Source organism: Acidovorax sp. SUPP3434 (genome assembly GCF_030159015.1).
Taxonomy (GTDB): Bacteria; Pseudomonadota; Gammaproteobacteria; order Burkholderiales; family Burkholderiaceae_C; genus Paracidovorax.
Genome location: NZ_BQXL01000019.1, coordinates 14,298 through 35,338, shown reverse-complemented (window position 1 = coordinate 35,338; position 21,041 = coordinate 14,298). Strand labels below are relative to the sequence as shown.

At 70.8% G+C, this 21,041-nt stretch carries 21 protein-coding genes; 11 read left to right on the top strand and 10 right to left on the bottom strand.

The features are described 5' to 3' along the window. The 6 genes from AVKW3434_RS21210 to AVKW3434_RS21185 all read left to right on the top strand — a co-directional run bounded on the left by AVKW3434_RS21210 (window position 1) and on the right by AVKW3434_RS21185 (window position 4,994). Window positions 1-501 carry a MarR family winged helix-turn-helix transcriptional regulator gene (locus AVKW3434_RS21210; protein WP_272567036.1) on the top strand — a complete coding sequence of 167 codons (501 nt, stop codon included), beginning with the start codon at window positions 1-3 and terminating at the stop codon, window positions 499-501. Next, window positions 498-1,352, top strand: a complete 855-nt coding sequence (locus AVKW3434_RS21205) for an enoyl-CoA hydratase family protein (RefSeq protein WP_284407404.1) — start codon at window positions 498-500, stop codon at window positions 1,350-1,352. Before AVKW3434_RS21210 ends, AVKW3434_RS21205 begins: the two co-directional genes overlap by 4 nt. Before the next feature lie 4 nt (window positions 1,353-1,356). Further along, window positions 1,357-2,631: an acyl-CoA dehydrogenase family protein gene (locus tag AVKW3434_RS21200; protein ID WP_284407403.1), complete on the top strand. Its 1,275-nt coding sequence runs from the start codon at window positions 1,357-1,359 to the stop codon at window positions 2,629-2,631. Continuing rightward, complete coding sequence (locus AVKW3434_RS21195) at window positions 2,628-4,307, top strand: AMP-binding protein (RefSeq protein ID WP_284407402.1); 1,680 nt, start codon at window positions 2,628-2,630, stop codon at window positions 4,305-4,307. The genes AVKW3434_RS21200 and AVKW3434_RS21195 overlap by 4 nt, the downstream gene beginning before the upstream one ends. 2 nt (window positions 4,308-4,309) lie before the next feature. After that, window positions 4,310-4,705, top strand: coding sequence for a RidA family protein (locus tag AVKW3434_RS21190; protein WP_372588286.1), 396 nt, complete (start codon window positions 4,310-4,312; stop codon window positions 4,703-4,705). Window positions 4,706-4,823: 118 nt separating this feature from the next. Further along, window positions 4,824-4,994, top strand: a complete 171-nt coding sequence (locus AVKW3434_RS21185) for a hypothetical protein (RefSeq protein ID WP_272567028.1) — start codon at window positions 4,824-4,826, stop codon at window positions 4,992-4,994. 107 nt (window positions 4,995-5,101) lie between these two features. Here the strand turns inward: AVKW3434_RS21185 and AVKW3434_RS21180 are convergent, their stop codons facing one another. The 4 genes from AVKW3434_RS21180 to AVKW3434_RS21165 form a co-directional block, all read right to left on the bottom strand. Further along, on the bottom strand, window positions 5,102-7,636 hold the full coding sequence (locus tag AVKW3434_RS21180; protein ID WP_284407400.1) for a TonB-dependent siderophore receptor: 2,535 nt from the start codon (window positions 7,634-7,636) through the stop codon (window positions 5,102-5,104). A gap of 144 nt (window positions 7,637-7,780) precedes the next feature. Continuing rightward, window positions 7,781-8,773: a FecR domain-containing protein gene (locus tag AVKW3434_RS21175; RefSeq protein ID WP_284407399.1), complete on the bottom strand. Its 993-nt coding sequence runs from the start codon at window positions 8,771-8,773 to the stop codon at window positions 7,781-7,783. Continuing rightward, complete coding sequence (locus AVKW3434_RS21170) at window positions 8,770-9,282, bottom strand: sigma-70 family RNA polymerase sigma factor (RefSeq protein WP_284407398.1); 513 nt, start codon at window positions 9,280-9,282, stop codon at window positions 8,770-8,772. The genes AVKW3434_RS21175 and AVKW3434_RS21170 overlap by 4 nt, the downstream gene beginning before the upstream one ends. 88 nt (window positions 9,283-9,370) lie before the next feature. Further along, window positions 9,371-10,252, bottom strand: coding sequence for a class I SAM-dependent methyltransferase (locus AVKW3434_RS21165; RefSeq protein WP_284407397.1), 882 nt, complete (start codon window positions 10,250-10,252; stop codon window positions 9,371-9,373). A gap of 74 nt (window positions 10,253-10,326) precedes the next feature. Here AVKW3434_RS21165 and AVKW3434_RS21160 point away from each other — a divergent pair, with 74 nt between their 5' ends. Both AVKW3434_RS21160 and AVKW3434_RS21155 read left to right on the top strand, forming a co-directional pair. After that, a complete protein-coding gene (locus AVKW3434_RS21160; RefSeq protein WP_284407396.1) occupies window positions 10,327-10,761 on the top strand; it encodes a helix-turn-helix domain-containing protein in 435 nt (144 codons plus the stop codon). Between the two features lie 71 nt (window positions 10,762-10,832). Continuing rightward, complete coding sequence (locus AVKW3434_RS21155) at window positions 10,833-11,381, top strand: hypothetical protein (RefSeq protein WP_272567020.1); 549 nt, start codon at window positions 10,833-10,835, stop codon at window positions 11,379-11,381. A gap of 15 nt (window positions 11,382-11,396) precedes the next feature. Here AVKW3434_RS21155 and AVKW3434_RS21150 read toward each other — a convergent pair whose 3' ends face one another. Further along, a complete protein-coding gene (locus AVKW3434_RS21150) occupies window positions 11,397-12,083 on the bottom strand; it encodes a DNA-3-methyladenine glycosylase I (protein WP_284407395.1) in 687 nt (228 codons plus the stop codon). Between the two features lie 95 nt (window positions 12,084-12,178). On the opposite strand from AVKW3434_RS21150, the gene AVKW3434_RS21145 reads away from it, so the two are divergent. Beyond that, window positions 12,179-13,396 (top strand): aminopeptidase, encoded by a 1,218-nt coding sequence (locus tag AVKW3434_RS21145; protein WP_284407394.1) that lies wholly within the window; start codon window positions 12,179-12,181, stop codon window positions 13,394-13,396. Further along, window positions 13,389-13,697, top strand: coding sequence for a polyhydroxyalkanoic acid system family protein (locus AVKW3434_RS21140; protein ID WP_284407393.1), 309 nt, complete (start codon window positions 13,389-13,391; stop codon window positions 13,695-13,697). The genes AVKW3434_RS21145 and AVKW3434_RS21140 overlap by 8 nt, the downstream gene beginning before the upstream one ends. 80 nt (window positions 13,698-13,777) lie before the next feature. Here the strand turns inward: AVKW3434_RS21140 and AVKW3434_RS21135 are convergent, their stop codons facing one another. The 4 genes from AVKW3434_RS21135 to AVKW3434_RS21120 form a co-directional block, all read right to left on the bottom strand. Further along, a complete protein-coding gene (locus AVKW3434_RS21135; RefSeq protein WP_272567015.1) occupies window positions 13,778-14,032 on the bottom strand; it encodes an acyl-CoA-binding protein in 255 nt (84 codons plus the stop codon). 109 nt (window positions 14,033-14,141) lie between these two features. After that, window positions 14,142-16,001, bottom strand: a complete 1,860-nt coding sequence (locus AVKW3434_RS21130; protein WP_284407392.1) for a methyl-accepting chemotaxis protein — start codon at window positions 15,999-16,001, stop codon at window positions 14,142-14,144. Window positions 16,002-16,157: 156 nt separating this feature from the next. Then, window positions 16,158-17,261 (bottom strand): M14 family metallopeptidase, encoded by a 1,104-nt coding sequence (locus AVKW3434_RS21125; protein ID WP_284407391.1) that lies wholly within the window; start codon window positions 17,259-17,261, stop codon window positions 16,158-16,160. Window positions 17,262-17,421: 160 nt separating this feature from the next. Further along, complete coding sequence (locus AVKW3434_RS21120; RefSeq protein ID WP_284407390.1) at window positions 17,422-18,627, bottom strand: M20 aminoacylase family protein; 1,206 nt, start codon at window positions 18,625-18,627, stop codon at window positions 17,422-17,424. Between the two features lie 85 nt (window positions 18,628-18,712). On the opposite strand from AVKW3434_RS21120, the gene argE reads away from it, so the two are divergent. Further along, window positions 18,713-19,867, top strand: a complete 1,155-nt coding sequence (gene argE, locus AVKW3434_RS21115; RefSeq protein ID WP_284407389.1) for an acetylornithine deacetylase — start codon at window positions 18,713-18,715, stop codon at window positions 19,865-19,867. A gap of 22 nt (window positions 19,868-19,889) precedes the next feature. Here the strand turns inward: argE and AVKW3434_RS21110 are convergent, their stop codons facing one another. Further along, window positions 19,890-21,032 (bottom strand): ABC transporter substrate-binding protein, encoded by a 1,143-nt coding sequence (locus tag AVKW3434_RS21110; RefSeq protein WP_284407388.1) that lies wholly within the window; start codon window positions 21,030-21,032, stop codon window positions 19,890-19,892. Window positions 21,033-21,041: the final 9 nt, after the last annotated feature.

The window sequence follows — 21,041 nt, the reverse complement described above, 5'->3', positions numbered from 1 at the left end:
ATGGACCTCGAAGCCCGCCTTCACGGCGCCGCCCCCAGCGAGCACCCCGAGGCCCTGCGCCTGTGGCTGCGCCTGCTCACCTGCACGCAACTGGTGGAAAAGCAGGTGCGCACCCGCCTGCGCGACCAGTTCGGCACCACGCTGCCGCGCTTCGACCTGATGGCGCAGCTCGAACGCGCGCCCGAGGGCCTGAAGATGAAGGACCTCTCGCGCCGCATGATGGTCACGAGCGGCAACGTGACCGGCATCACCGACCAGCTCGTCGCCGAAGGGCTGGTGGAACGCGTGGACGTGGCGGGCGACCGCCGCGTGTTCCTCGTGCGGCTCACGCCGCGCGGGCGCGAACAGTTCGACGCGATGGCCCACGCGCACGCGCAGTGGATCGTCGAGGCCTTCGGCCCACTCGGCGAGCGCGACATCGCCAGCCTGCACCGGCTGCTCGGCAAGGTGAAGGCCCACGCCCAGGCAGCCACCCCCACTCTCCAGGAAACCAACGCATGAAGCACTACATCTCCGCGGGCAACCCCATGCGCCCGCAGTTCGAGCCCCGGGCCCCCTACGCGGCACGGCACTTCGCCTGGCAGTTCGACCGCGGCGTGGGCACCATCACGCTGGACCGGCCCGAGCGCAAGAACCCGCTGACCTTCCAGAGCTATGCCGAGCTGCGCGACTTCTTAGGCGCGCTGCGCACGGCGACCGACGTGAAGGCCGTGGTGGTGACCGGCGCGGGCGGCAACTTCTGCTCGGGCGGCGACGTGCACGAAATCATCGGCCCGCTCACCGGCATGACCATGCCCGAACTGCTGGAGTTCACACGCATGACGGGCGACCTGGTGAAGGCCATCCGCGCCTGCCCACAGCCGGTGCTGGGCGCCATCGACGGCATCTGCGCCGGCGCCGGCGCCATGGTGGCGCTGGCCTGCGACCTGCGCTACGGCACGCCCGCCGCACGCACCGCGTTCCTGTTCACCCGCGTGGGCCTGGCCGGCGCCGACATGGGCGCCTGCGCGCTGCTGCCGCGCATGATCGGGCAGGGCCGCGCCTCCGAGCTGCTGTTCACCGGCCGCGCGATGACGGCGCAGGAAGGGCTGGCCTGGGGCTTCTTCAACGGCCTGCACGAATCGGCCGACCTGCTGGCCCACGTGCAGGCCGCGGCCCGCTCGCTGGCCGAGGGCCCCACCTTCGCGCACGGCATGACCAAGACCATGCTGGGCCAGGAGTGGAGCATGACCATCGACCAGGCCATCGAGGCCGAGGCCCAGGCGCAGGCCATCTGCATGCAGACGCAGGACTTCCGCCGCGCCTACGAGGCGTTTGCGGCCAAGCAGAAACCCGTGTTCGCGGGGGATTGAGGCCATGCACGCCGCCACGCCCCCCGCGCCCGCCGCCCCGTCCACGGCGCACCTCGCCCTGCCGTTCTTCGGCGAAGCCCACCGGGCATTGGTGGATGGCCTCGTGCCCTGGGCCGCCGCGCAGGCGGTGGACGAATCCGACGACCGCGCCGCCTGCCGCGAGTGGGTGCGCCGCCTGGGCGACGGCGGCTGGCTGCGCTACTGCGTGCCCGCCGCGCACGGCGGCGCGCTGGCCGAACTCGATTCCCGCGCGCTGGTGCTGCTGCGCGAGACCCTGGCCTACCACTCGCCCCTGGCCGACTTCGCCTTCGCCATGCAGGGCCTGGGCAGTGGCGCCATCACGCTGGCCGGCAGCGCCGCGCAGCAGGCACGCTACCTGCCCGCGGTGGCACGCGGCGAGAAGATCGCCGCCTTCGCGCTCAGCGAGCCCGAGGCCGGCTCCGACGTCGGCGCTATGCAAACCATAGCAACACAGGCAAACATTCCGCCGGCACAGGGCCAAAACGCCTCAGAAACGGCTGGCGATGCCATGGGCGCCTACACGCTGAGCGGCACCAAGACCTGGATCAGCAACGGCGGCATCGCCGACTTCTACTGCGTGTTCGCCAAGACCGACCCGACCGGCGGCACGCGCGGCATCAGCGCCTTCATCGTCGATGCGCCCACGCCGGGCCTGGACGATTCGCGCCACATCCAGGTGATGGCGCCGCACCCGCTGGCCACGCTGGCGTTCGACGGCTGCACCGTGCCGGCCGATGCGCTGCTGGGCGAGCTGCACGGCGGCTTCAAGCTGGCCATGCGCACGCTGGACATCTTTCGCGCCTCGGTGGCGGGCGCCGCGCTGGGTATGGCGCGGCGCGCACTCGCCGAGGCGGTGCACCATGCGCGCACGCGCCGCATGTTCGGCCAGACGCTGGGCGACTTCCAGCTCACGCAGGCCAAGCTGGGCGAGATGGCGGCGCTGGTCGACGGCGCGGCGCTGCTCACGTACCGGGCGGCATGGATGCGCGATGAATCGCTGTCCGCGGGCCGCGCGCACGATCCTTCTGAGGCTCGGAATCGCAGCGTGGCAGCGGCGATGGCCAAGATGACCGCCACCGAGCACGCCCAGCGCGTGATCGACATGGCCCTGCAGATGCACGGCGGGCGCGGCGTCGAGGTGGGCGCCAAGATTGAATCGCTCTACCGCGACATCCGCGCGCTGCGCATCTACGAAGGCGCCACCGAGGTCCAGCAACTCATCATCGGCAAAGCCGTCTTGCAGGAGCAGCAGGCATGACCCCCAGCGCACAGACCGACACTTTCGTCCACGACCGCCTGCCGCCGCGCGAGCAGTGGCCCGCGCTGCACTACGACCTGCCCTCGCTGCAGGTGCCGGACCAGGCCAACCTCGTGCAGGTGCTGTTCGATCGCGCCGCGCAGGCAGGGCACGGCGGGCGGCCGCTGCTGCGCTCGCCCACGCGCACCTGGACCTACGCGCAGGCGCAGGACGAGGTCGCGCGCATCGCCCGCGTGCTGGTGGACGGCCTGGGCCTGGTGCCCGGCAACCGCGTGCTGCTGCGCGGCGGCAACACACCCGAGATGGCGCTCGCCTGGCTGGCCGTGGTGCATGCCGGGCTGGTGGCGGTGGCCACCATGCCGCTGCTGCGCGCGCGCGAGCTGTCCGACGTGATCGAGCGCGCCCAGCCCGCCGCCGCGCTGTGCGACGGCCGGCTGCTGGACGAGCTGCAGGCCGCGCAGGCGCAGCACCCGGTGCTGCGCGCCATCGTGCCCTTCCACACCGCGCCGGCGGCCGACGACCTGCTGGTGCGCGCGGCCGGCTGCGCGCCGCTGCCCGCCTGCCCCACCGCGGCGGACGACATCGCGCTCATGGCCTTCACCTCGGGCACCACGGGGCATCCCAAGGCGCCGGTGCACAGCCACCGCGACGTGCTGGCGGCCTGCGGCGCGTGGCCGCACCATGTGCTGCGCTCCACGCCCGAGGACATCGTGGTCGGCTCGCCGCCGCTGGCCTTCACCTTCGGGCTGGGCGGGCTGCTGCTCTTTCCCATGGCCGCCTGCGCGAGCGTGTACTTTCCCGACGTGCCCTACACCCCCGAGGTGATGGTGCGGCTGATGCGCGAGGTGGGCGCCACCGTCTGCTACACCGCGCCCACCTTCTACCGGCAGATGGCATCCTTCGCCAAGGCCCTGGGCCTGCCCGCGCTGCGCACCTGCGTGAGTGCCGGCGAGGCCCTGCCGGACGCCACGCGCCAGCTGTGGAAGGACGCCACCGGCATCGAGATGACCGACGGCATCGGCGCCACCGAAATGTTCCACATCTTCATCTCGTCGGCCGGCAGCGAGGTGCGCCGCGGCGCCATCGGCCGCGTGGTGCCGGGCTACCAGGCCAAGGTGGTGGACGGGCGCGGGCGCGAGCTGCCGCGCGGCACGGTCGGCAAGCTCGCCGTGATCGGCCCCACGGGCTGCCGCTATCTGGACGATGCGCGCCAGGCCAACTACGTGAAGAACGGCTGGAACCACCCCGGCGACGCCTTCGTGCAGGACGCCGACGGCTACTTCTTCTACCAGGCGCGCGACGACGACATGATCATCACGGCCGGCTACAACGTGGGCGGCCCCGAGGTCGAGGATGCCCTGCTGCGCCACCCCGCCGTGGCCGAGTGCGCCGTGATCGGCGTGCCCGACGACGAGCGCGGCATGGTCGTCAAGGCCATCTGCGTGCTGCGCTCCGGCCATGCCGGCGACGACGCCCTGGCCAAGGCGCTGCAGGACCACGTGAAGGCCAGCATCGCCCCGTTCAAATACCCGCGCATCGTGGAGTTCGCCACCGCCCTGCCGCGCACCGAGACCGGCAAGCTGCAGCGCTTCAAGCTGCGCCAGGCCGCCGCGCTGGCCCACGACAGCGCGGCCGCTGCGGCCGCCAACGCCCCACTTCCATCCCCCAAGACATGACCCTGCACACCCGACTGCAACCGCCCGACTGGGCGCCCCCCAAGGGCTACGCCAACGGCGTGGCCGCCCGCGGCACGCTGCTCTTCGTGGGCGGCCAGATCGGCTGGAACGCCCGCCAGGAGTTCGAGAGCGACGACTTCATCGTCCAGGCCCGCCAGACCTTCCTGAACGTGCGCGCCGTGCTGGAGGCCGGCGGCGCCGGCCCCGAGCACCTGGTGCGCATGACCTGGTACGTGGTGGACCGCGAGGAATACAACGCGCGCCTGAAAGAGCTGGGCGCCGCCTACCGCGAGGTGCTGGGCCGGCACTTTCCGGCCATGGCCTGCGTGCAGGTCGCCGGCCTCATGGAAGCGCGCGCGCGCATCGAGATCGAGGCCACCGCCGTGCTGCCGGACTGAGCGCGGCCCCCTGCACTTCCCAGCGCCCCGGCGGGGGCGGAAACGGCCCGCACCGGGCACGGCTGCACGATGTGGCCTAATAGCGTGTTTTTCACTTTTCTCTCCAGGAGCCTCCCAAATGGGCAACAAGATCGTTACCGAAGCCGACCGCAAGCGCACCCCCCGTCCCCAGCCACTGCCCGGCGTGACCCTGGCCACCCCCGGCCGCGGCCAGCGCGTGAGCCTGGAGCGTGGCGTCGCCACCCGCAGCAAGAAGAACCCCGGCAAGCGCTCCAAGAAGGGCGGCTGAAAAGCCCCCTTCGCGCCCAGCGCAACGCCAAAGCCCTCTCCGGAGGGCTTTTTTCATGGTGCGACGGTGGCGCGCCAACGCGGCGGCGGCGCGCTCGGCCCGCCGGATCAGAACCGGTAGCGCGCCGTCACCTGCGCACTGCGCGGCGCGCCGTACATGCCCGAATACCACCAGCCCGACATCGCGGCGATGTACTTGCGGTCGAACACGTTCTGCACGTTCAGCGCGACCGACAAGCGATCGTTCACCTCGTAGCGGGCCATGAGGCTGGCCACGGCGTAGGCCTTCTGGCGCGCGGTCACCGTGCGGTCGATCTGCCAGGCATCGATGTCGTAGTGGATGCCGCTGTTCCAGTCCACGCCGCCGCCCAGGGTCAGGCGGCTCCAGTCGCCCGGCGCGCGCCACGTGGTCCAGACCCGCGCCATCTGCCGTGGGAAGGTGGTGTTCACGCGGGTGCCGGCCGCGTTCCTGGACTGGCTGAAGTTGTACGAGGCCGAGAGGTTCCAGCCGGGCGCCAGGGTGCCGTTGACCTCCAGGTCCATGCCCTGCGTCTTCACGCCCTTCATCGCGCGGGAGGCGGTGTTGGTGGTGCCGGGCACGAAATAGCCGCTGTCGGCCTCGGCGACGTTGTCCTGGCGGATCCAGTAGGCCGAGGCGCTGGTGGTCACCCGGCCGCCGAGCCAGGCGCTCTTCACGCCCGCCTCGTAGGTGTCGCCCTGGGTCGGGTCCAGCTGCGTACCGTTGCGGTCCTGGGCGTTCTGCGGCGCGTAGATGGTCGCGAAGCTGGCGTACAGCGTGTGCGCCGGGCTCAGGTCGAACACGATGCCGCCGTAGGGCGTGAAGACGCGGCGCTCGGAGACCGGCGAGGTCGTGTGGTAGCCCTCGGTGGTGTCGGTGATGTAGTCGCTGCCGAAATTCATCAGCTTGCCGCCCACGATGAGCTTCCATTGCGGGGCCAGTTCGAAGCGGCCGGCGGCATACAGGCTTTTCTGCCGGCGGGTGCTGTCGAAGGTGACGAAGTCGGGCCCGAAGACGGGGCTGCCGCTGTTGTTCCAGCGATGGATGTTGACCGGCAGGTCGCGCAGCCCGGTGGTGTCGAAACTGCCGGTGGTCAGGCTGCGGAAGTCGGTGTGGTCGATGCCCACCAGCGCTTCGTGCTGGCGGCCGAACAGCTCGAACGGGCCGCTGAGCTTGAGGTCGACGGTCTCGTTGTCCAGCCGGTAGTCGCGCCGCTCGCTGGCCAGCCTCAGGCCATCGCCGGTGACCGGATCGAACAGGCTGCTGCTCACGGCCAGGTAGGTGGCGTCCTCGCGCTGGCGCGAGCGCAGCTTGTCCACCGAGAGCTTGAGCTTCCAGCCGTTGCCGAAAACCTGCTCCAGCGAGGCGAAGGCGTTGTCGGAGTTCGTGTCGAAGCGGTTGCTGCGGCTGGCGCTGCTGAACGACACGGGAAAGTCGTTCTGCTGCCCCGCGGCATTGATGAGCGGAAAGCCCAGATAGGCCGTCGATCCGCGCGAGGCGCTTTCCTGGTGGTCGATGCCGGCGGTGAGCTTCAGGGTGCGGGTCAGGTCGGCTTCGACCACGCCGTACAGCACATCCTTCTTGCGGCTGTAGAAGTCGATGTAGCTGTCGCCCTCCTGGTGCACCGCTACCATGCGCGCGCGCACGCTGCCCTCGGCATTGAGCGGCGACGACAGGTCGATGACGCCGCGCCGCTGGCCCCACGATCCGCCACCGAGTTCGGCCAGGCCCTGGAATTCGGCCGTGGGCTTCTTGCGCACCATGTTCACGATGCCCGAAGGGTCGCCCGCGCCGGTGGTCAGCCCCGAGGCGCCGCGCAGCACCTCGATCCGGTCGTACAGCGCCATGTCGGCGATGCCCTGGGCGGGCAAGGCGTCCAGCCCCAGGAATTCCGTGTGGGTGCTGATGCCGTCGAGCTGGTAGTTCGTGATGGGGTAGCCGCGCGCGTTGGCGTTGGAGCGCTCGGTGCCCAGCGCCGCGGTGGCGATGCCGGGGGTGCGCGCCAGCACGTCGTTGATGGTCGTGAGGTGCTCGTCGTCCATGCGCTGCCGGGTGATGACGCTGACCGACTGCGGGGTCTCGCGCACGCTCAGGGCCAGGCCGGTGGCGGCGCTGCTGGGGCCGCGCGGCACATAGCTGCCAGTGCCCTCCGACGGCCCGTCGGTTTCGGCGTCGGCCACCACGCGCACCTCGGCCAGCGTGGCTCCGGCGGCCGCGCCCCGGGCGGGGATGGCCGATGCGGCAGGCGCGCTGCCGGGCAGCACCGTGAGGGCGCCGCCGGCGGTGCGACCCAGCACCAGGGCGCTGCCGGTCAGGGCCTGCTGCGCGGCCTGCTCGGCGGTGAAGCGGCCCCGGATGGCCGGTGCCCGCTTGCCGGCCAGCAGCGCCGGGTCGGCACTGATGCTGCGTCCGCCCTGGCGCGCGATCAGGGTGAGGGTGTCGTCCAGGGCGCCCGGGGCCAGGTCCCACGCCTGGACGGCCGCGCCGGCCGCAGGGGGCGCCGCCTGGGCTTGCGCCTGGGCAGGCAGGGCATGGCCCAACGAAAGCGCGAGGGCGATGGGCAGCAGGGCGCCCGGCGGGCGGGGGAGATGGCGCCAGACGGCGGCGCGGGAGAGGAAGGCCATGGATTGCTCGATGAGGGGGAGGTGGATGCGGAGGGTTGGGCAGCGCTGCATTCCCATTGACACGCGAGCGCGCCAAAACCCCTCATCAATCCCATTCATCCCCCATTCCGGCATGGGCTGCCCCCCCCCCCCGCTGCAGCCCCCTCAGACCTGGGGCCGAAGGTCCACCTGGACCAGCCAGGGGCCCCAGCGCCGCACCGCGATGGGATGGGTGTCCACCAGGGTTTGCAGGGTCGCCTCCGGCCGGTCCAGCGCGAACACGCCGAAGATGCGCAGTTGCGCCGCCGCCGGACTGACCCGCATCACCGCCGCGCTGTAGGGCCGCAGCGCGGCCAGCACCTCGTCCAGGGGCGCGTTCTTCACCTGGATCACGCCATCGGCCCAGGCCGCCGGCGCCAGGGGCGGTGCCACCACGGGCTCGATGGCACCGCCCACCAGCCGGGCGCTGTCGCCCGCGCGCAGCGTCATTTCGGGGCCCGAAGGCAGCGCCAGCCGCACGCTGTGCTCGATCACGTGGACCAGGCTGCTGCCGTCGCCCTGCCGCACCATGAAGCGGGTGCCCAGGGCGCGGGCCGTGCCCTGCGCGCTGCGCACCACGAAGGGCCGGTCGGTGCCGGCCGCTGCCACGCGCACCGCCACCGCGCCCTCGCGCAGCACCACGAGGCGCTCGTGGTCTCCATAGGCGATGTCCACGGCGGAGCGCGCATCCAGGGTGAGTTCGCTCCCGTCGGGCAGGCGGTGGACCCGCCGCTGGCCGGTGCCCGTGCGCAGGTCGGCGGCCAGGGTGGCCAGGGGCGTCTGGCGGTCGAGCAGCCAGGCGGCCAGCGCCACGGCCAGCGCCCCGCCGGTGCCGCCGGCCAGCAGGCGGCGGCGCTGCGCGCCGCGCGGCACCGGCGCCAGCAGCGCGCGCCGGCTGGCGCCGCCGGCGGGGGCATCGGCCTGGCGGATCTGCAGCAGCTCCGCGTCCAGCCCTTGCAGGCGGGACTGCAGGGCCGACCAGGCCTGGCGGTGGTCGGGCGCCTGCTGCAGCCAGTGGGCGAAGGCGCGCCGGGTCTCGTCGCTGGCCTGGTCCGAGTCCAGGCGCACATGCCAGTCGGCGGCCTGCTCCAGGGCCGGTGCGTGGAGCCCGGTTTTCATCGGTGGCCCGGGCCGGCCGGCAGGCTGCACAGGTGCAGCAGGGCCTGCTTGAGGTAGCGCTCCACCGTGGCCAGGGAGACGTTCATCTCCTGCGCGATCTCCGTGTGCTTCATGCCGTCGAGCCGCCGCAGCAAAAAGGCCTGGCGCACCTTGGGCGCGAGGCCGGACAGCCATTGGTCGACGGCCTCGATGGCCTCGCGCACCAGCGCATAGTCTTCCGGCGAGGGCGACACCTCGGCGGGCAGCGCGGCCAGCGCCTCCAGCCAGGCCCGCTCCAGGTCGCGCCGGCGCCAGCGGTTGTAGAGCAGGCGCTTGGCCAGCGTGGTGAGGTACGCGCGGGGTTCCTGCAACCGCTCCGCCTGCCGGCTCGCCATCAGGTTGACGAAAGTGTCCTGGGTCAGGTCCGACGCCTCGAAGGCATTGCCCAGCTGGCGCGCCAGCCACGCGTGCAGCCACGCCCGGTGGTCGCGGTAGAGGGTCTCGACGTCCTGGCAGGCAGCGGCAGGCATGGGGGGTGGAAGCGGCTGGAAGCCACCGCTCGAAAATACGAATGAATCTCATTTTATCATCGCACCCCGTCTCTTCGGCCCGGGATGCTCAGCCCCGGGAACCACCCGCCGTGGCCTGTGCGGCGATCCGCCAGCAGGCCGCGCCGAAACGCACCGCCTCGCCCTGCACGTAGGGCTTGAAAGCCGCTCGCGCGGCCGCGACGACCCGGGTGCGGGTCGGCCCGTCGGCGCTGCGCAGGGCCAGGCCGACCGGGCCGAGGCCGGTGAAATAAGGCACCAATTCGTCGCGCCGCATGGAGCAGACGGCATTGAGGGGCTCGATCTCGATGCCGGCCCAGCCACTGGCCCGAAGGATGCCCGCCACCCGCTCGCGGTCGGCGAACGCGAACTGGCCCGGCGCATCCGGCTGGCGCACGGGCAGGCCCGGCAGCAGCGGGGCGGCGGCGCGCTCGGCGGCCGTCATGAAGGGGTTCTCCGCCGCGCTGCGCCACGCGATGGCGCACAGGCTGGCGCCGGGGCGCGCCGCGCGATGCAGGTTGGCGAACGCCGCGACCGGGTCTCCGAAGAACATGACCCCGAAGCGCGACACCAGCCGATCCACGGAAGCCGGCGCGAACGCCTGGGTCTGCGCATCGGCACAGACGAAGTCCGCGCGGGGCGCCGTCAGCCCCTCGCGCAGGCCGCGCTGGCGCGCCGCGGCGACCATGGGCGCGGAAAGATCGATTCCGGTGCAGCGCCCTTCCTCGCCCAGCCGGCGCGCGATGGCCAGCGTGGTGGCCCCGGTGCCGCAGCCGATGTCGAGCACCTGCATGCCGGGCCCCGCGCCGAGGGCGTCGGCCGCCTCGGCGAGCAGGGCCTCGAAGGGCGCGAACATGCGGTCCAGCAGGGGTTGCGCCTGGACCCAGGCGTGGCCGGCGGCGCCGTTCCAGAGCGCGGCTTGCGGGGAATCGATCGAAAAGGGTGGGTTCATGGCGATCTCCTGGGTGCCCGGAAGGGGAGTGAAAGCTAGACTGTGCGACTTCAAGCCGACTTGAGGTCAAGCCCATGGAGATCCTGGACATCGCCGAAGTGGCACGCCGTTCGGGCCTGCCGGCATCGACGCTGCGCTTCTACGAAGAAAAAGGCCTGATCGCCTCCGTCGGGCGGCACGGCCTGCGGCGGCTGTTCGATGCGGGCGTGGTGGAGCGGCTCGCGCTCGTCGCGCTCGGGCGCGCGGCCGGCTTCTCGCTCGACGCCATCGGGCAGATGTTCGGCCCGGATGGTCAGCCGCGCATCGACCGCGACCGGCTCCTGGTCCAGGCCGACGACCTGGACACCACCATCCGCCAGCTCACCGCCATGCGCGACGGTCTGCAGCACGCCGCGCGCTGCAAGGCGCCCAGCCACATGGAATGCCCCACCTTCCGGCGTCTCCTGCACGCCGTCGGGGCCGGGGCTGCCATCGGCCGTCCCAGGCGGCCCGCCGATCCAGGCCGGTGACCCGCCAGGGCCCATGGCCTGCGGCAAAGGGCACAATCGATCCACCCTTTTCCACCTGCCGGGACCGCACCATGTCCACCCACCTTTCACCGAACGACGCCGGCGCCCTGTACCAGGCGTTGCAGGCGGGCCCGCTGGCCGGAAGCCCCATCACGGCGCTGCGCATCGGAGCGGGCCACTCGTCCATCGCCAGCGGCACCCAGGCCCAGGCCCGGCTGCTGCGAACCCTGGAAGTGGGCTACTACGCCACGGCCGCCGCGTGCTTTCGCCACGATCCCCCGGCCGAGGGCGAACTGGAGCACGCCATCCAGGTGGTGGAAGAGGCCGTGATGCCCGTGCACGCGGTGCTGCCGCCGGGCACCACGCTCTACACGGCGGATGCCGGCATCCGCCAGGTGGCGCTGGCGGCCGGCATCGAAGCGCAGCCCGAGATGACGCTGCCGCTCGATGCCGTGGAGCGCACCTTCCACCGCCTGGCCGCCGTGGCCCTGGGCCGCCCACCCGCCCAGGAGGGGCTGCCGGAGGGCTCCGCCTTCGCCGCCACGCTCCTCATCCTGCGCGAATGCATGCAGCACCTGGGCTTCGACCGCATCGTGATCCGCTCCGACACGGTGGTGTAGCCCGCGGCCCGGTGATCAGCCCGGGCCGGGCACCACGAACGCTGCACGCGCCGCCTCGGCAGCGGCGCGCACGCTGCAGCCTTCGAAGTGGTCGTTGACCAGCCCCATGGCCTGCATGAAGGCGTAGACGGTGGTGGGGCCGACGAAGCTGAAACCGCGCTTTTTCAAGTCCTTGGACATCGCCACCGAGGCCGGCGTGGTGGGCATGGTGCGCACCGACTCCAGCGTGATGCGGCCGGGGCGCCCCTCGGCGGCGGCCGGAGCGAAACGCCACACGTAGTGCGCCAGCGAGCCGAACTCGCGGCGCAGCTCCAGCACGCGCTGCGCGTTCTGGATGGCCGATTCGATCTTGCCGCGGTGGCGCACGATGCCGGCATCGCCCAGCAGCCGCTGCACCTCGGCCGCACCGAAGCGCGCCACCTGCTCGGCATCGAAATGGGCGAACCCGGCGCGGAAGGCTTCGCGCTTGTTCAGGATGGTGAGCCAGCTCAGGCCCGCCTGGAAGCCTTCCAGGCACAGCTTTTCATACAGGCGCCGGTCGTCCGCGACCGGAAAACCCCATTCATGGTCGTGGTAGTGGCGGTAGAGCGGCGTGGCACTGCACCATTGGCAGCGGGCGCATCCGGCCTCGTCGGTGAACAGGCCGCTGTCCGGGCTGGGAGACGGGTGGGCGGAAACGGGAGCGGAAAGAGGGGCGGGCATGCCGGGATTCTGCCCGCGCCCCGAACGCGGGGGCGCCCGGCGGCGCACAGTGGCTTTCGCTATCCTTGGCCCACCGACCGCCGACCCATTGCCGAATGCCCCTGCCACCCTTTCCCCAGTCACCCTTGCGGTCGCCCCGCCCCCTGCTGCTGGCCGCCTCGCTCCTGCTCTCCGGCTGCGCCAGCACGGGGCAATCGCTGGCGTATTACTGGCAGTCGGTGCGCGGGCACCTGCAGCTCATGCACGCGGCCGAACCCATCGACACGTGGCTCGCGCGGGGCGACACCTCGCAGCCGCTGCGCGATCGCCTGCAGCTGGCGCAGGAGGCCCGGCGCTTCGCCGTGACCGAACTGGCGCTGCCCGACAACGCCAGCTACCGGCGTTATGCCGACCTGGGCCGCCGCGCAGCCGTGTGGAACGTGGTGGCCGCGCCGCCCGATTCGCTCACGCTGCACCGCTGGTGCTTTCCGATCACGGGGTGCATCGGCTACCGCGGCTATTTCAACGAGGCCGATGCGCGCGCCGAGGCCGCGCTGCTCGCCGCCCAAGGCCTGGAAGTGGGCGTGTACGGCGTGCCGGCCTATTCCACCCTGGGCTACATGAACTGGGCGGGCGGCGACCCGCTGCTCAACACCTTCATCGGCTGGCCCGAGGGCGAGTTCGTGCGGCTGCTCTTCCACGAGCTGGCGCACCAGGTCGTGTACGCCAATGGCGACACGCTGTTCAATGAATCGTTCGCCACCGCCGTAGAGCGCCTGGGCGTGGCGCGCTGGCTGGCCGAGCGCGCCACGCCGCAGGCGCGGGCCGACTACGCGCGCGGCGATGGCCGCCGCAACGCGTTCCGTGCGCTCACACGGAACGCCCGCGAGCGGTTGGCCGCCGTCTACGCGGCCCATGCGCCCCATGCGCCCCATGCTTCGGAAGCCCCGGCCTCCACCGCTGCGGTGGCCGCATCGGCCGAAAACGCCGCTGCCAGCGCGGAGATGGCAGCCTCGAAACAGGAGGCCATGCAAGCGTTTCGCGCCGATTACGCCGCCCTGCGCGCGCGCTGGATCGCCGGGGACGGCGCCACGCCCGCGCAACTGGCGGGCTACGACCGATGGGTAGCAGAGGCCAACAACGCCACGTTCGGCGCGCAGGCCGCCTACGACGAATGGGTGCCGGCCTTCGAGGCGCTGTTCGAGCGCGAAGGCCGCGACTGGCCGCGCTTTTATGATGCGGTGAAACGCCTCGCGGCCCTGCCGCACGAACAACGCCAGGCCGCCATGCGCGCCCTGCTGCCCACGCCATCCCCGGAGAAACCCCTTGCCTGACATCCACATCCAACGCCCCCACCGGCTCGGCCTGCCAGAGGCCCGCAAGATCGCCGGCCTGTGGGCCCAGAAAGCCCAGGCCAAGTTCGACATGGAATGCGCCTACGAAGAAGGCGCGGCGCAGGACACGCTGCGCTTTCAGCGCCCGGGCATCGAAGGCACGCTGCAGGTGCATGCCGACCGCTTCGAACTGCAGGCGGAGCTGGGCTTCCTGTTCAGCGCCTTCAAGGACCGCATCGCAGCCGAGATCGATGGGCAGTTCGACAAGCTGCTGGGCCGGCCGTCGCCCAGCGCGGCCTGAGCCGCATCGGCCACCGTAACAAAAATGCGGGGCCGCGCACTGCACGGCCCCGCATGGAAACGCTGGCGCTCAGTGCGGCGTCAGCTCAGCGATTCGATGAGGTCGATGTACTGCTGGCGGGCGGCATCGCCCTCCGTGCCCTTGAGCTTTTCCCAGGCATCCCACTTGGCACGGCCGACCACATCGGAAAAGCTCGGCTTCTTCTCGGCGTTGTCGCCTGCCGTGGCCTGCTTGTACAGCGCGTAGATCTTGAGCAGCGTCGGGTTGTCGGGGCGCTCGCTGAGGTTCTTGGACTGGGCGACGGCGGCTTCGAACGCCGTGTTCAGATCGGACATGGAAAAGGTCTCCGTTGGTGGTCGAACTGCCATCTTAGGGCCTCTGTTCCTCCTGCCCCCTGGACCGCCCGGAGCACCGCAGCCCCCATCGCGTCAGCGCTGCATCCCGTCAAAAGGTTTCCCAGTCGCTCTCGGAGCCGGTCCGGGAGGCCGGCGGCGCAGCGCGCGCTGCCGCCGGTGCCGAAGCGGCCGGCACAGGCTTGGCTGCGGACGCTGGCGAAGCGGATGGCGGCGCGGTGGGTGGCGATGCAGGCGGCGAATCCGACGCCTGCGGCCCGGTCTTGGGGGCCACGGCCGGCCCCAGGCGCTTGACCGCCGGCCTGGCGGCAGCGGAAGCTGCGAACCGTGGTGCCGCCACCGGCGTGGTACGGTGTACCGGCGCAGGCGCCGCCGCGGCAGGCAGCACGCCCTCGCCGCCCAGGTGGAACACCGCGGTCGCGCGCACCAGCTCGCTGGCCTGGGCGCTCAGGCTGCTGGCCGCCGCGGCCATCTCCTCGACCAGGGCCGCGTTTTGCTGCGTGGCCTGGTCCACGTGCGTGATGGCTTCGCTGATCTGATCCACGCCGCTGCTTTGCTCGGCGCTGGCCGCGCTGATCTCGCCCATGAGGTCCGTGGCGCGGCGGATCGCGGCCACCACCTCGGCCATGGTGTGGCCCGCCTTGTCCACCAGCGCGCTGCCGCGCTCCACGCGGTCCACGCTGGCGGTGATGAGCCCCTTGATCTCCTTGGCGGCCTCGGCGCTGCGCTGCGCGAGGCTGCGCACCTCCGACGCAACGACCGCGAAGCCCCGACCTTGCTCGCCCGCGCGGGCCGCCTCCACCGCCGCGTTCAGGGCAAGGATATTGGTCTGGAAGGCGATGCCATCGATCACGCCGATGATCTCGCCGATCTTGCCGCTGCTGTCCTGGATGCCGCGCATGGTGTCCACCACCTCGGCCACCACCGCGCCACCCTGCTCGGCCACCGAGGAGGCGGTCTGTGCCAGCTCGTTGGCCCGGCGCGCGCTGTCAGCGTTCTGCCGCACCGTGCTGCCCAGTTGCTCCGCCGACGCCGCGGTCTGCTCCAGGGCCGAGGCCTGCCGCTCGGTGCGCGAGGACAGGTCGTGGTTGCCGGCGTCGATCTCGCTGCTGGCGCCGGACACGCTTTCGGCGCTGGTCCGCACGGTCCGCACGACCGTGCCCAGCTGCGCACTCATGCTGGCCATGGCCGCCATGATGCTGTTCGTGTCCCCTGGCCGCACGGGAATGCGCGAGGCCAGATCGCCCGCCGCCACCGCGTCCGCGACACGCTTGAGCTCTGATGGGTCGGCGCCGAGTTGCCGCACCACCGTGCGCAGGTAGACGCTCAGGCCGGCCAGGCAGGCCACCACGGCCAGCACCGCGGCCGTCGCCACCGCACGGCCCGTAGCGGCGTATTCCTTCACGTCGTTGATGCGGGAAGACAGGCGCTCGCCCTGGCGGTCCTTTTCCAGGCCCAAGGGCGCCAGCAGGCGGTTGCGGGCGGGGATGGTCTGGTCCACCAGAAAGGCGAAGGCGTCTTCCTTGCGATCGGCCTGGATGAGCGCGAGGTTCTGCTCGCCAGTGGCCCAGAACGCACGCATGAGCGCAGGCAGGGGCTCGTAGGCGCGGCGCCCGTCGTCGGTGATCATGTTGGCGCCGAACTCGTCGAGCGTCTTTTGCAGCAGCTGGCGCTTTTCGGCGATGTCGGCCAAGGTGGCGTTGCGCTCCTCCGGCGTGCGCGCCAGGATCGAGTGCCGCAGCTGCAGCGACACGCGCGTCACGTTCAGCTCCAGCGCCGCGATCCGCTGCAGCTGCGGCACGTTCCTGGAACGCACCACCTCTGCATCCTCGCTGATCTGCCCCATCATGATCCAGATCGCGACCGCCACCGCACCGAGCAGCAACAGGATGGCCCCGTTGATGAGCATCAGGCGGCGTGCGAGCGTGTTCCGTCCTTGTCGAACCTCCATGGCGATCCCCTCTGCATTTGATTGTTCTGACGGGCCTGCAGCAGGGCGGGCCCACGCGGCGCTGCGGATTGCGCGCGAAGGCCATTGTTCGCGTTATTCACGGGAAATGCCAGCCCCCCGTGTCGCCATGGATGCCAAGAATCTGTCGCTGCGGCGCTATGCCGGGCCGCAAAGCCCGTCCACGGCCTGGAACATCGACTGCCGCGCCTGGCTCACCACCTGGCCTTTCCAGGCATCGGTGTCGGTGTAGAAGGCGGCCAGCATTTGAGCCCTGATCTGAGTTGCCAGCTCAGCCGGAGCTTCCGGATGCAGGTTCAGCCAGTGCTCGGCGCGCAGGGCCTGCATGACCTCCAGCACCGGCACGGTGCCGTATTCCATCGCGATGCCGGTAATTTCGGCCTGTGGACATTCTTCGTACACGCTGTTCCACATCAAGCCCGTGAGAAAGGCCGAAGTGGACGAACCGTCGTAGATCGAGGTGACCGGCGTGGCGCCGCCGCCGGCCCACCAGTCGCGCGCGCGCTGCACCGAGACCGCATCGTCCCGGCCGGCATAGATGCGCTCGCCGTGGCCGCTGGGGCCCAGGCCCGTGTGCAGATCGATCCAGGCGATGCGGCGGGCATGCTCGCCCTGCTCGCGCAGCACTTGGCGCAAGGTGCGGTTGCTCCAGGTCGGGGCCGTGCCGCCGAAGAACAGCCCGCCCGGAAACTCATGCTGGCCGCGGCTGATGGCGGCCTGCCACGCGGCCTCGCCGCGCTCGGCGATGAAGCGGAACACCGCCTCGCGGTTCTCGGTGGTGGGCGGCCACTGGTCGGGCAGCAGCAGCGGCTGGATCTCGCGGTAGGCCGCGTTCACCGGCAGCGGCTGAGTGAAGTCGTGGAAATTGCGGTTCAGGTCCACGTTCTCGTGCGTGGCCCGGCGGATGTGCGAGAAGCCATACGGGTTGAGCCCGTGCACGTAGAGCACGGCCACGCCCTGCTCGCGGGCCTTGGCGCGCCAGGCCTCGTCGTGCAGCGCGAACACCTGCACGCCGCTGCCGCAGTAGCCTTCGACCCCATGGCAGGCACTGCTCACGATGAGCAGGTGCTGCGCGTGGTGCGGGCCGTCGCGCACCACGTCCATCGCCAGCGTCTCGCCGTCGCGCCCCTTGAGCGGGTGCGTGTGCGACTCCACCAGCAATCCGGCGGCCGCCGCGGCCTCCAGGAACTGGGTGCGGGCGCGCGCGTAGCTGGGGGAAAACGCCGGGACGATACCGATCATGAAGATCTCCGTTCAAGGGCCGAGGGGGCTGAAAAAGCAGCGCGAACGCCCCGCCGCAAGCGGCAGGGCCCAGGTGCGCCGGGCACCGGTGCGCAGAAGTGGAAAGGGGGGACGCCACCTCGGCGCCCATGGTGCCGAAGGGGGCGGGAGGCCCAGCGGATCAGCCGGCCGGCCGGGCCAGCCAGCCTTGTGCCAGTTGCACCCAGTAGGTGGCGCCGAGCGGAATCAGGTCGTCGTTGAAGTCGTAGCTCGGGTTGTGCAGCGTGCAGGGGCCGCCGCCATGGCCCATGGCGCGGTGGTCGCCGTCGCCGTTGGCGATGAAGCAATAGGCGCCGGGCTTGGCCTGCAGCATGAAGGCGAAGTCTTCCGCGCCCATGGTGGGTTCCTGCCGCACCACGTTGGCCTCGCCCACGATGCCGGCCATGACCTGTCGCGCGAAATCCGCTTCGGCCGGCGAGTTGATGGTGGGCGGGTAGTTGCGCACGAATTCGAACTCGCAAGTGGCCTCGTGCGCGGCGCAGGTGTGCTCGGCCACCTGCTTCATGCGGCGCTCGATCATGTCCAGCACCTCGACGCTGAAGGTGCGCACCGTGCCCTGCAGTTCGCAGCTGTCGGGCACCACATTGGTGGCCTCGCCGGTGTGGATCATGGTGACCGAGATCACGCCCGCATCCACCGGCTTCTTGTTGCGGCTGATGATGTTCTGGAAGGCCTGCACCATCAGGCAGGCGATCGGCACGGGATCGGTGCCCATGTGCGGCATGGCCGCGTGGCTGCCCTTGCCGCGGATGACGATCTTGAACTCGTTGCTGGAGGCCATCACCGGGCCGGGGCTCACGGCGAACTGCCCGGCCTTCATGCCGGGCCAGTTGTGCATGCCGAACACGGCCTGCATGGGGAACTGCTCGAACAGCCCGTCCTCGATCATCACGCGGGCACCGCCGCCGCCTTCCTCGGCCGGCTGGAAGATCAGGTACACCGTGCCGTCGAAATCGCGGTGCTTGGCGAAGTGCTGCGCCGCGGCCAGCAGCATGGCTGTGTGGCCGTCGTGGCCGCAGGCGTGCATCTTGCCGGGGTGGGTGCTGGCGTGGGCGAAGGTGTTGAATTCGGTGATGGGCAGCGCGTCGATGTCGGCACGCAGGCCGATGGCCCGGCCCGAGGCGCCGCCGTCGCGCCCGTGCACGATGCCGACCACGCCCGTCTTGCCCAGGCCGCGGTGGATGGGAATGCCCCATTCGGTGAGCTTGCCGGCCACCACGTCGGCGGTGCGGACTTCTTCGAAGCACAGTTCGGGATGCGCGTGGATGTCGCGGCGCACGGAGGCGATCGAAGCCGCCTCGGTCACGATGGAATCGATGAGTTTCATAATGTCTGTCTGTTCCTTGCCTTGCGATCTCACAGTCTAGCCCCGGTGCATGCAGCCCGACAACCGGGGATTGGAAACTCCACCCATGATCTCCGACCACGCCCTTTCCCTCGCCCAGACCCTGGTCCGCATGAACACGGTCAGCCAGAACCCGAACCTGGCGCTCATCGACTTCGTGCAGCAGGCGCTGGCCCGCCTTGGGGTGAAGTGCCGGGTGACCCACAACGCAAGCAAGACCAAGGCCAATCTGTTCGCCACGCTGGGCGAGGGCAAGCCCGCCGGCATCATCCTGTCCGGGCACACCGACACCGTGCCGTGGGACGGCCAGGACTGGACCTTCGACCCGCTCGGCGCCACCGTGCAGGACGGGCGCCTGTACGGCCGGGGCAGCGCCGACATGAAGGCCTTCATCGCCATCGCGCTCGCGCAGGCCGAAGCGTTCCTGAACAGCGATGCCCCTTTCGCCATCCACTATGCCTTCAGCTACGACGAGGAGGTGGGCTGCTTCGGCGTGAAGGAGCTCATCGCCGACATGAAGGACGCCGGCATCCGCCCGCTGGCCTGCATCGTGGGCGAGCCCACCAGCATGGTGCCGGCCATCGCGCACAAGGGCGTGTACCGCTACAGGTGCTGCGTGCGCGGCAAGGAGGCGCACTCCTCGCTCACGCCGCATTCGGTGAATGCCATCGAGATGGCCGCGCGCGTGGTGGGTCGCGTGCGCGACATGGCCGAGGGCTTCGAGCGGCACGAACCGCGCTTCGAAGGCTTCGACGTGCCCTTCTCCACCGCCAGCGTGGGCCAGTTCCATGGCGGCATCGCCGACAACGTGGTTCCGCGCGATGCCGAGTTCCGCTATGAATTCCGCGACCTGCCCACGGCGGACGCCGCCGGCATGCAGGCCGAGGTGATCGCCTATGCCCGGTCGCTGGAGCCCGCGATGCAGAAAGTGGCGCCCAGCACCGGCATCACCTTCGAGACGATCTGCGAGATCCCGAGCTTCCTGGGCAACCGGGACGATGCCGTCACGCGGCTCGCGCAGCGCCTGGCCGGAGAACAGGGCACCACGCTGGTGGCCTTCGGCACCGAGGCGGGGCTGTTCAAGAACGCCGGGATTCCCACCGTGGTGTGCGGGCCGGGCAGCATCCAGCAGGCGCACCAGCCCGACGAATACGTCTCGCTGGACCAGCTCGCCCGCTGCGAGGCCTTCATGCAGGGGCTGGCGGCGACGCGCCAGCTGTAGGAAAGGAAAGCCCCGCGCCGGTTCAGACGCGCACGCGGCCGTCGCCCGTGAGCATCGACATCTCCACGAAGTGCGACCCCATGTGGTTGCCGGGGCCGAACGCCACCTGGAAGCCCGCGATCTGCTGCGTGCCGAACCCTTCCAGCGCCGAGATCAGCGATTCGCGCGTGGGCCGGCCGCCGGCCTGGCGCAACCCCTCGGTGAACACGCGCGCGGCCAGGTAGCCCTCCAGGCTGGAGTAATTGGCCTGGACCTTGTTGCCGCCCTTCTTGATCGCGTCCTGGAACTCCCGCGTGAGTTGGCGGGCGGACTGGTAGGGCGAGGGCATCACCTGCGAGACCACCACGCCCGCGCCATCGGCCTTGAGCTCGTCCATCAGCGCCTGCGTGCCCACGAACGACAGGTTGTAGAACGTGCCGCCGTAGCCCGCCTTGCGCGCGGCGCGCACGAAGGCAGCGCTGGCGGCATAGGTGCTGACCTGCACGACCGCCTCGGGCCGGGCCGCCACCAGGGTGCGTACCGCCGCGGCCACGTCCACCGAATTGCGCTCCACCGTGGCCTGCGCCACCGGGGCGAGCTTGTGGGCGCCCAGTGCCAGCACCATGCCATCCAGGCCCGCCTTGCCATAGGCATCGTTTTGGTAGAAAACGCCGATCTTGCTCAGGCCCAGGTGGGTGAGCTTGTTCACGATGGCGGCGGTCTCGTCGTTGTACGAGGCCCGCACGTGGAACACCAATTTGTTCAAGGGCTGGCGCAAGGCCTCGGCCCCGGTGAACGGCGCGAAGAACGGCAGCTTGGCCTGCGTGAGCAGCGGCATCGCCGCCAGGCTGGTGGGCGTACCCACGTAGCCGAACAGCGCGAACACGTCGTCGGTGATGAACTTGCGCGTGTTGGCGGCGCAGCGGTCGGGCTCGTAGCCGTCGTCCAGCGTGCGCAACTCCACCGTGCGCCGGCCGGAGCCCGCCTGGGCATTCCATTGCTCGAAGTAAAGCTGGGCCCCCTGGTGCAGTTGCACCCCCAGTTGCGCGGCGGGCCCGCTGAACGGGGCGGACTGTCCCAGCACGATGGGCGCCTCCGATTGCGCCCGTGCCAGCCCGAAACCGCCGAGCGCGGCGGCCCCCAGGCCGATGGAAAACCGTCTGCGCCCCAACGCAATATGCTTCATGGTGAAATC

Coding starts and splice junctions, on each gene's coding strand:
- AVKW3434_RS21180 (WP_284407400.1), bottom strand. CDS start 7,636: ATGGCCTTCCTCTCCCGCGCCGCCGTCTGGCGCCATCTCCCCCGCCCG.
- AVKW3434_RS21175 (WP_284407399.1), bottom strand. CDS start 8,773: ATGAAAACCGGGCTCCACGCACCGGCCCTGGAGCAGGCCGCCGACTGG.
- AVKW3434_RS21125 (WP_284407391.1), bottom strand. CDS start 17,261: ATGATCGGTATCGTCCCGGCGTTTTCCCCCAGCTACGCGCGCGCCCGC.
- argE (WP_284407389.1), top strand. CDS start 18,713: ATGATCTCCGACCACGCCCTTTCCCTCGCCCAGACCCTGGTCCGCATG.
- AVKW3434_RS21155 (WP_272567020.1), top strand. CDS start 10,833: ATGTCCACCCACCTTTCACCGAACGACGCCGGCGCCCTGTACCAGGCG.
- AVKW3434_RS21205 (WP_284407404.1), top strand. CDS start 498: ATGAAGCACTACATCTCCGCGGGCAACCCCATGCGCCCGCAGTTCGAG.
- AVKW3434_RS21185 (WP_272567028.1), top strand. CDS start 4,824: ATGGGCAACAAGATCGTTACCGAAGCCGACCGCAAGCGCACCCCCCGT.
- AVKW3434_RS21130 (WP_284407392.1), bottom strand. CDS start 16,001: ATGGAGGTTCGACAAGGACGGAACACGCTCGCACGCCGCCTGATGCTC.
- AVKW3434_RS21200 (WP_284407403.1), top strand. CDS start 1,357: ATGCACGCCGCCACGCCCCCCGCGCCCGCCGCCCCGTCCACGGCGCAC.
- AVKW3434_RS21165 (WP_284407397.1), bottom strand. CDS start 10,252: ATGAACCCACCCTTTTCGATCGATTCCCCGCAAGCCGCGCTCTGGAAC.
- AVKW3434_RS21195 (WP_284407402.1), top strand. CDS start 2,628: ATGACCCCCAGCGCACAGACCGACACTTTCGTCCACGACCGCCTGCCG.
- AVKW3434_RS21210 (WP_272567036.1), top strand. CDS start 1: ATGGACCTCGAAGCCCGCCTTCACGGCGCCGCCCCCAGCGAGCACCCC.
- AVKW3434_RS21170 (WP_284407398.1), bottom strand. CDS start 9,282: ATGCCTGCCGCTGCCTGCCAGGACGTCGAGACCCTCTACCGCGACCAC.
- AVKW3434_RS21135 (WP_272567015.1), bottom strand. CDS start 14,032: ATGTCCGATCTGAACACGGCGTTCGAAGCCGCCGTCGCCCAGTCCAAG.
- AVKW3434_RS21150 (WP_284407395.1), bottom strand. CDS start 12,083: ATGCCCGCCCCTCTTTCCGCTCCCGTTTCCGCCCACCCGTCTCCCAGC.
- AVKW3434_RS21160 (WP_284407396.1), top strand. CDS start 10,327: ATGGAGATCCTGGACATCGCCGAAGTGGCACGCCGTTCGGGCCTGCCG.
- AVKW3434_RS21110 (WP_284407388.1), bottom strand. CDS start 21,032: ATGAAGCATATTGCGTTGGGGCGCAGACGGTTTTCCATCGGCCTGGGG.
- AVKW3434_RS21145 (WP_284407394.1), top strand. CDS start 12,179: ATGCCCCTGCCACCCTTTCCCCAGTCACCCTTGCGGTCGCCCCGCCCC.
- AVKW3434_RS21120 (WP_284407390.1), bottom strand. CDS start 18,627: ATGAAACTCATCGATTCCATCGTGACCGAGGCGGCTTCGATCGCCTCC.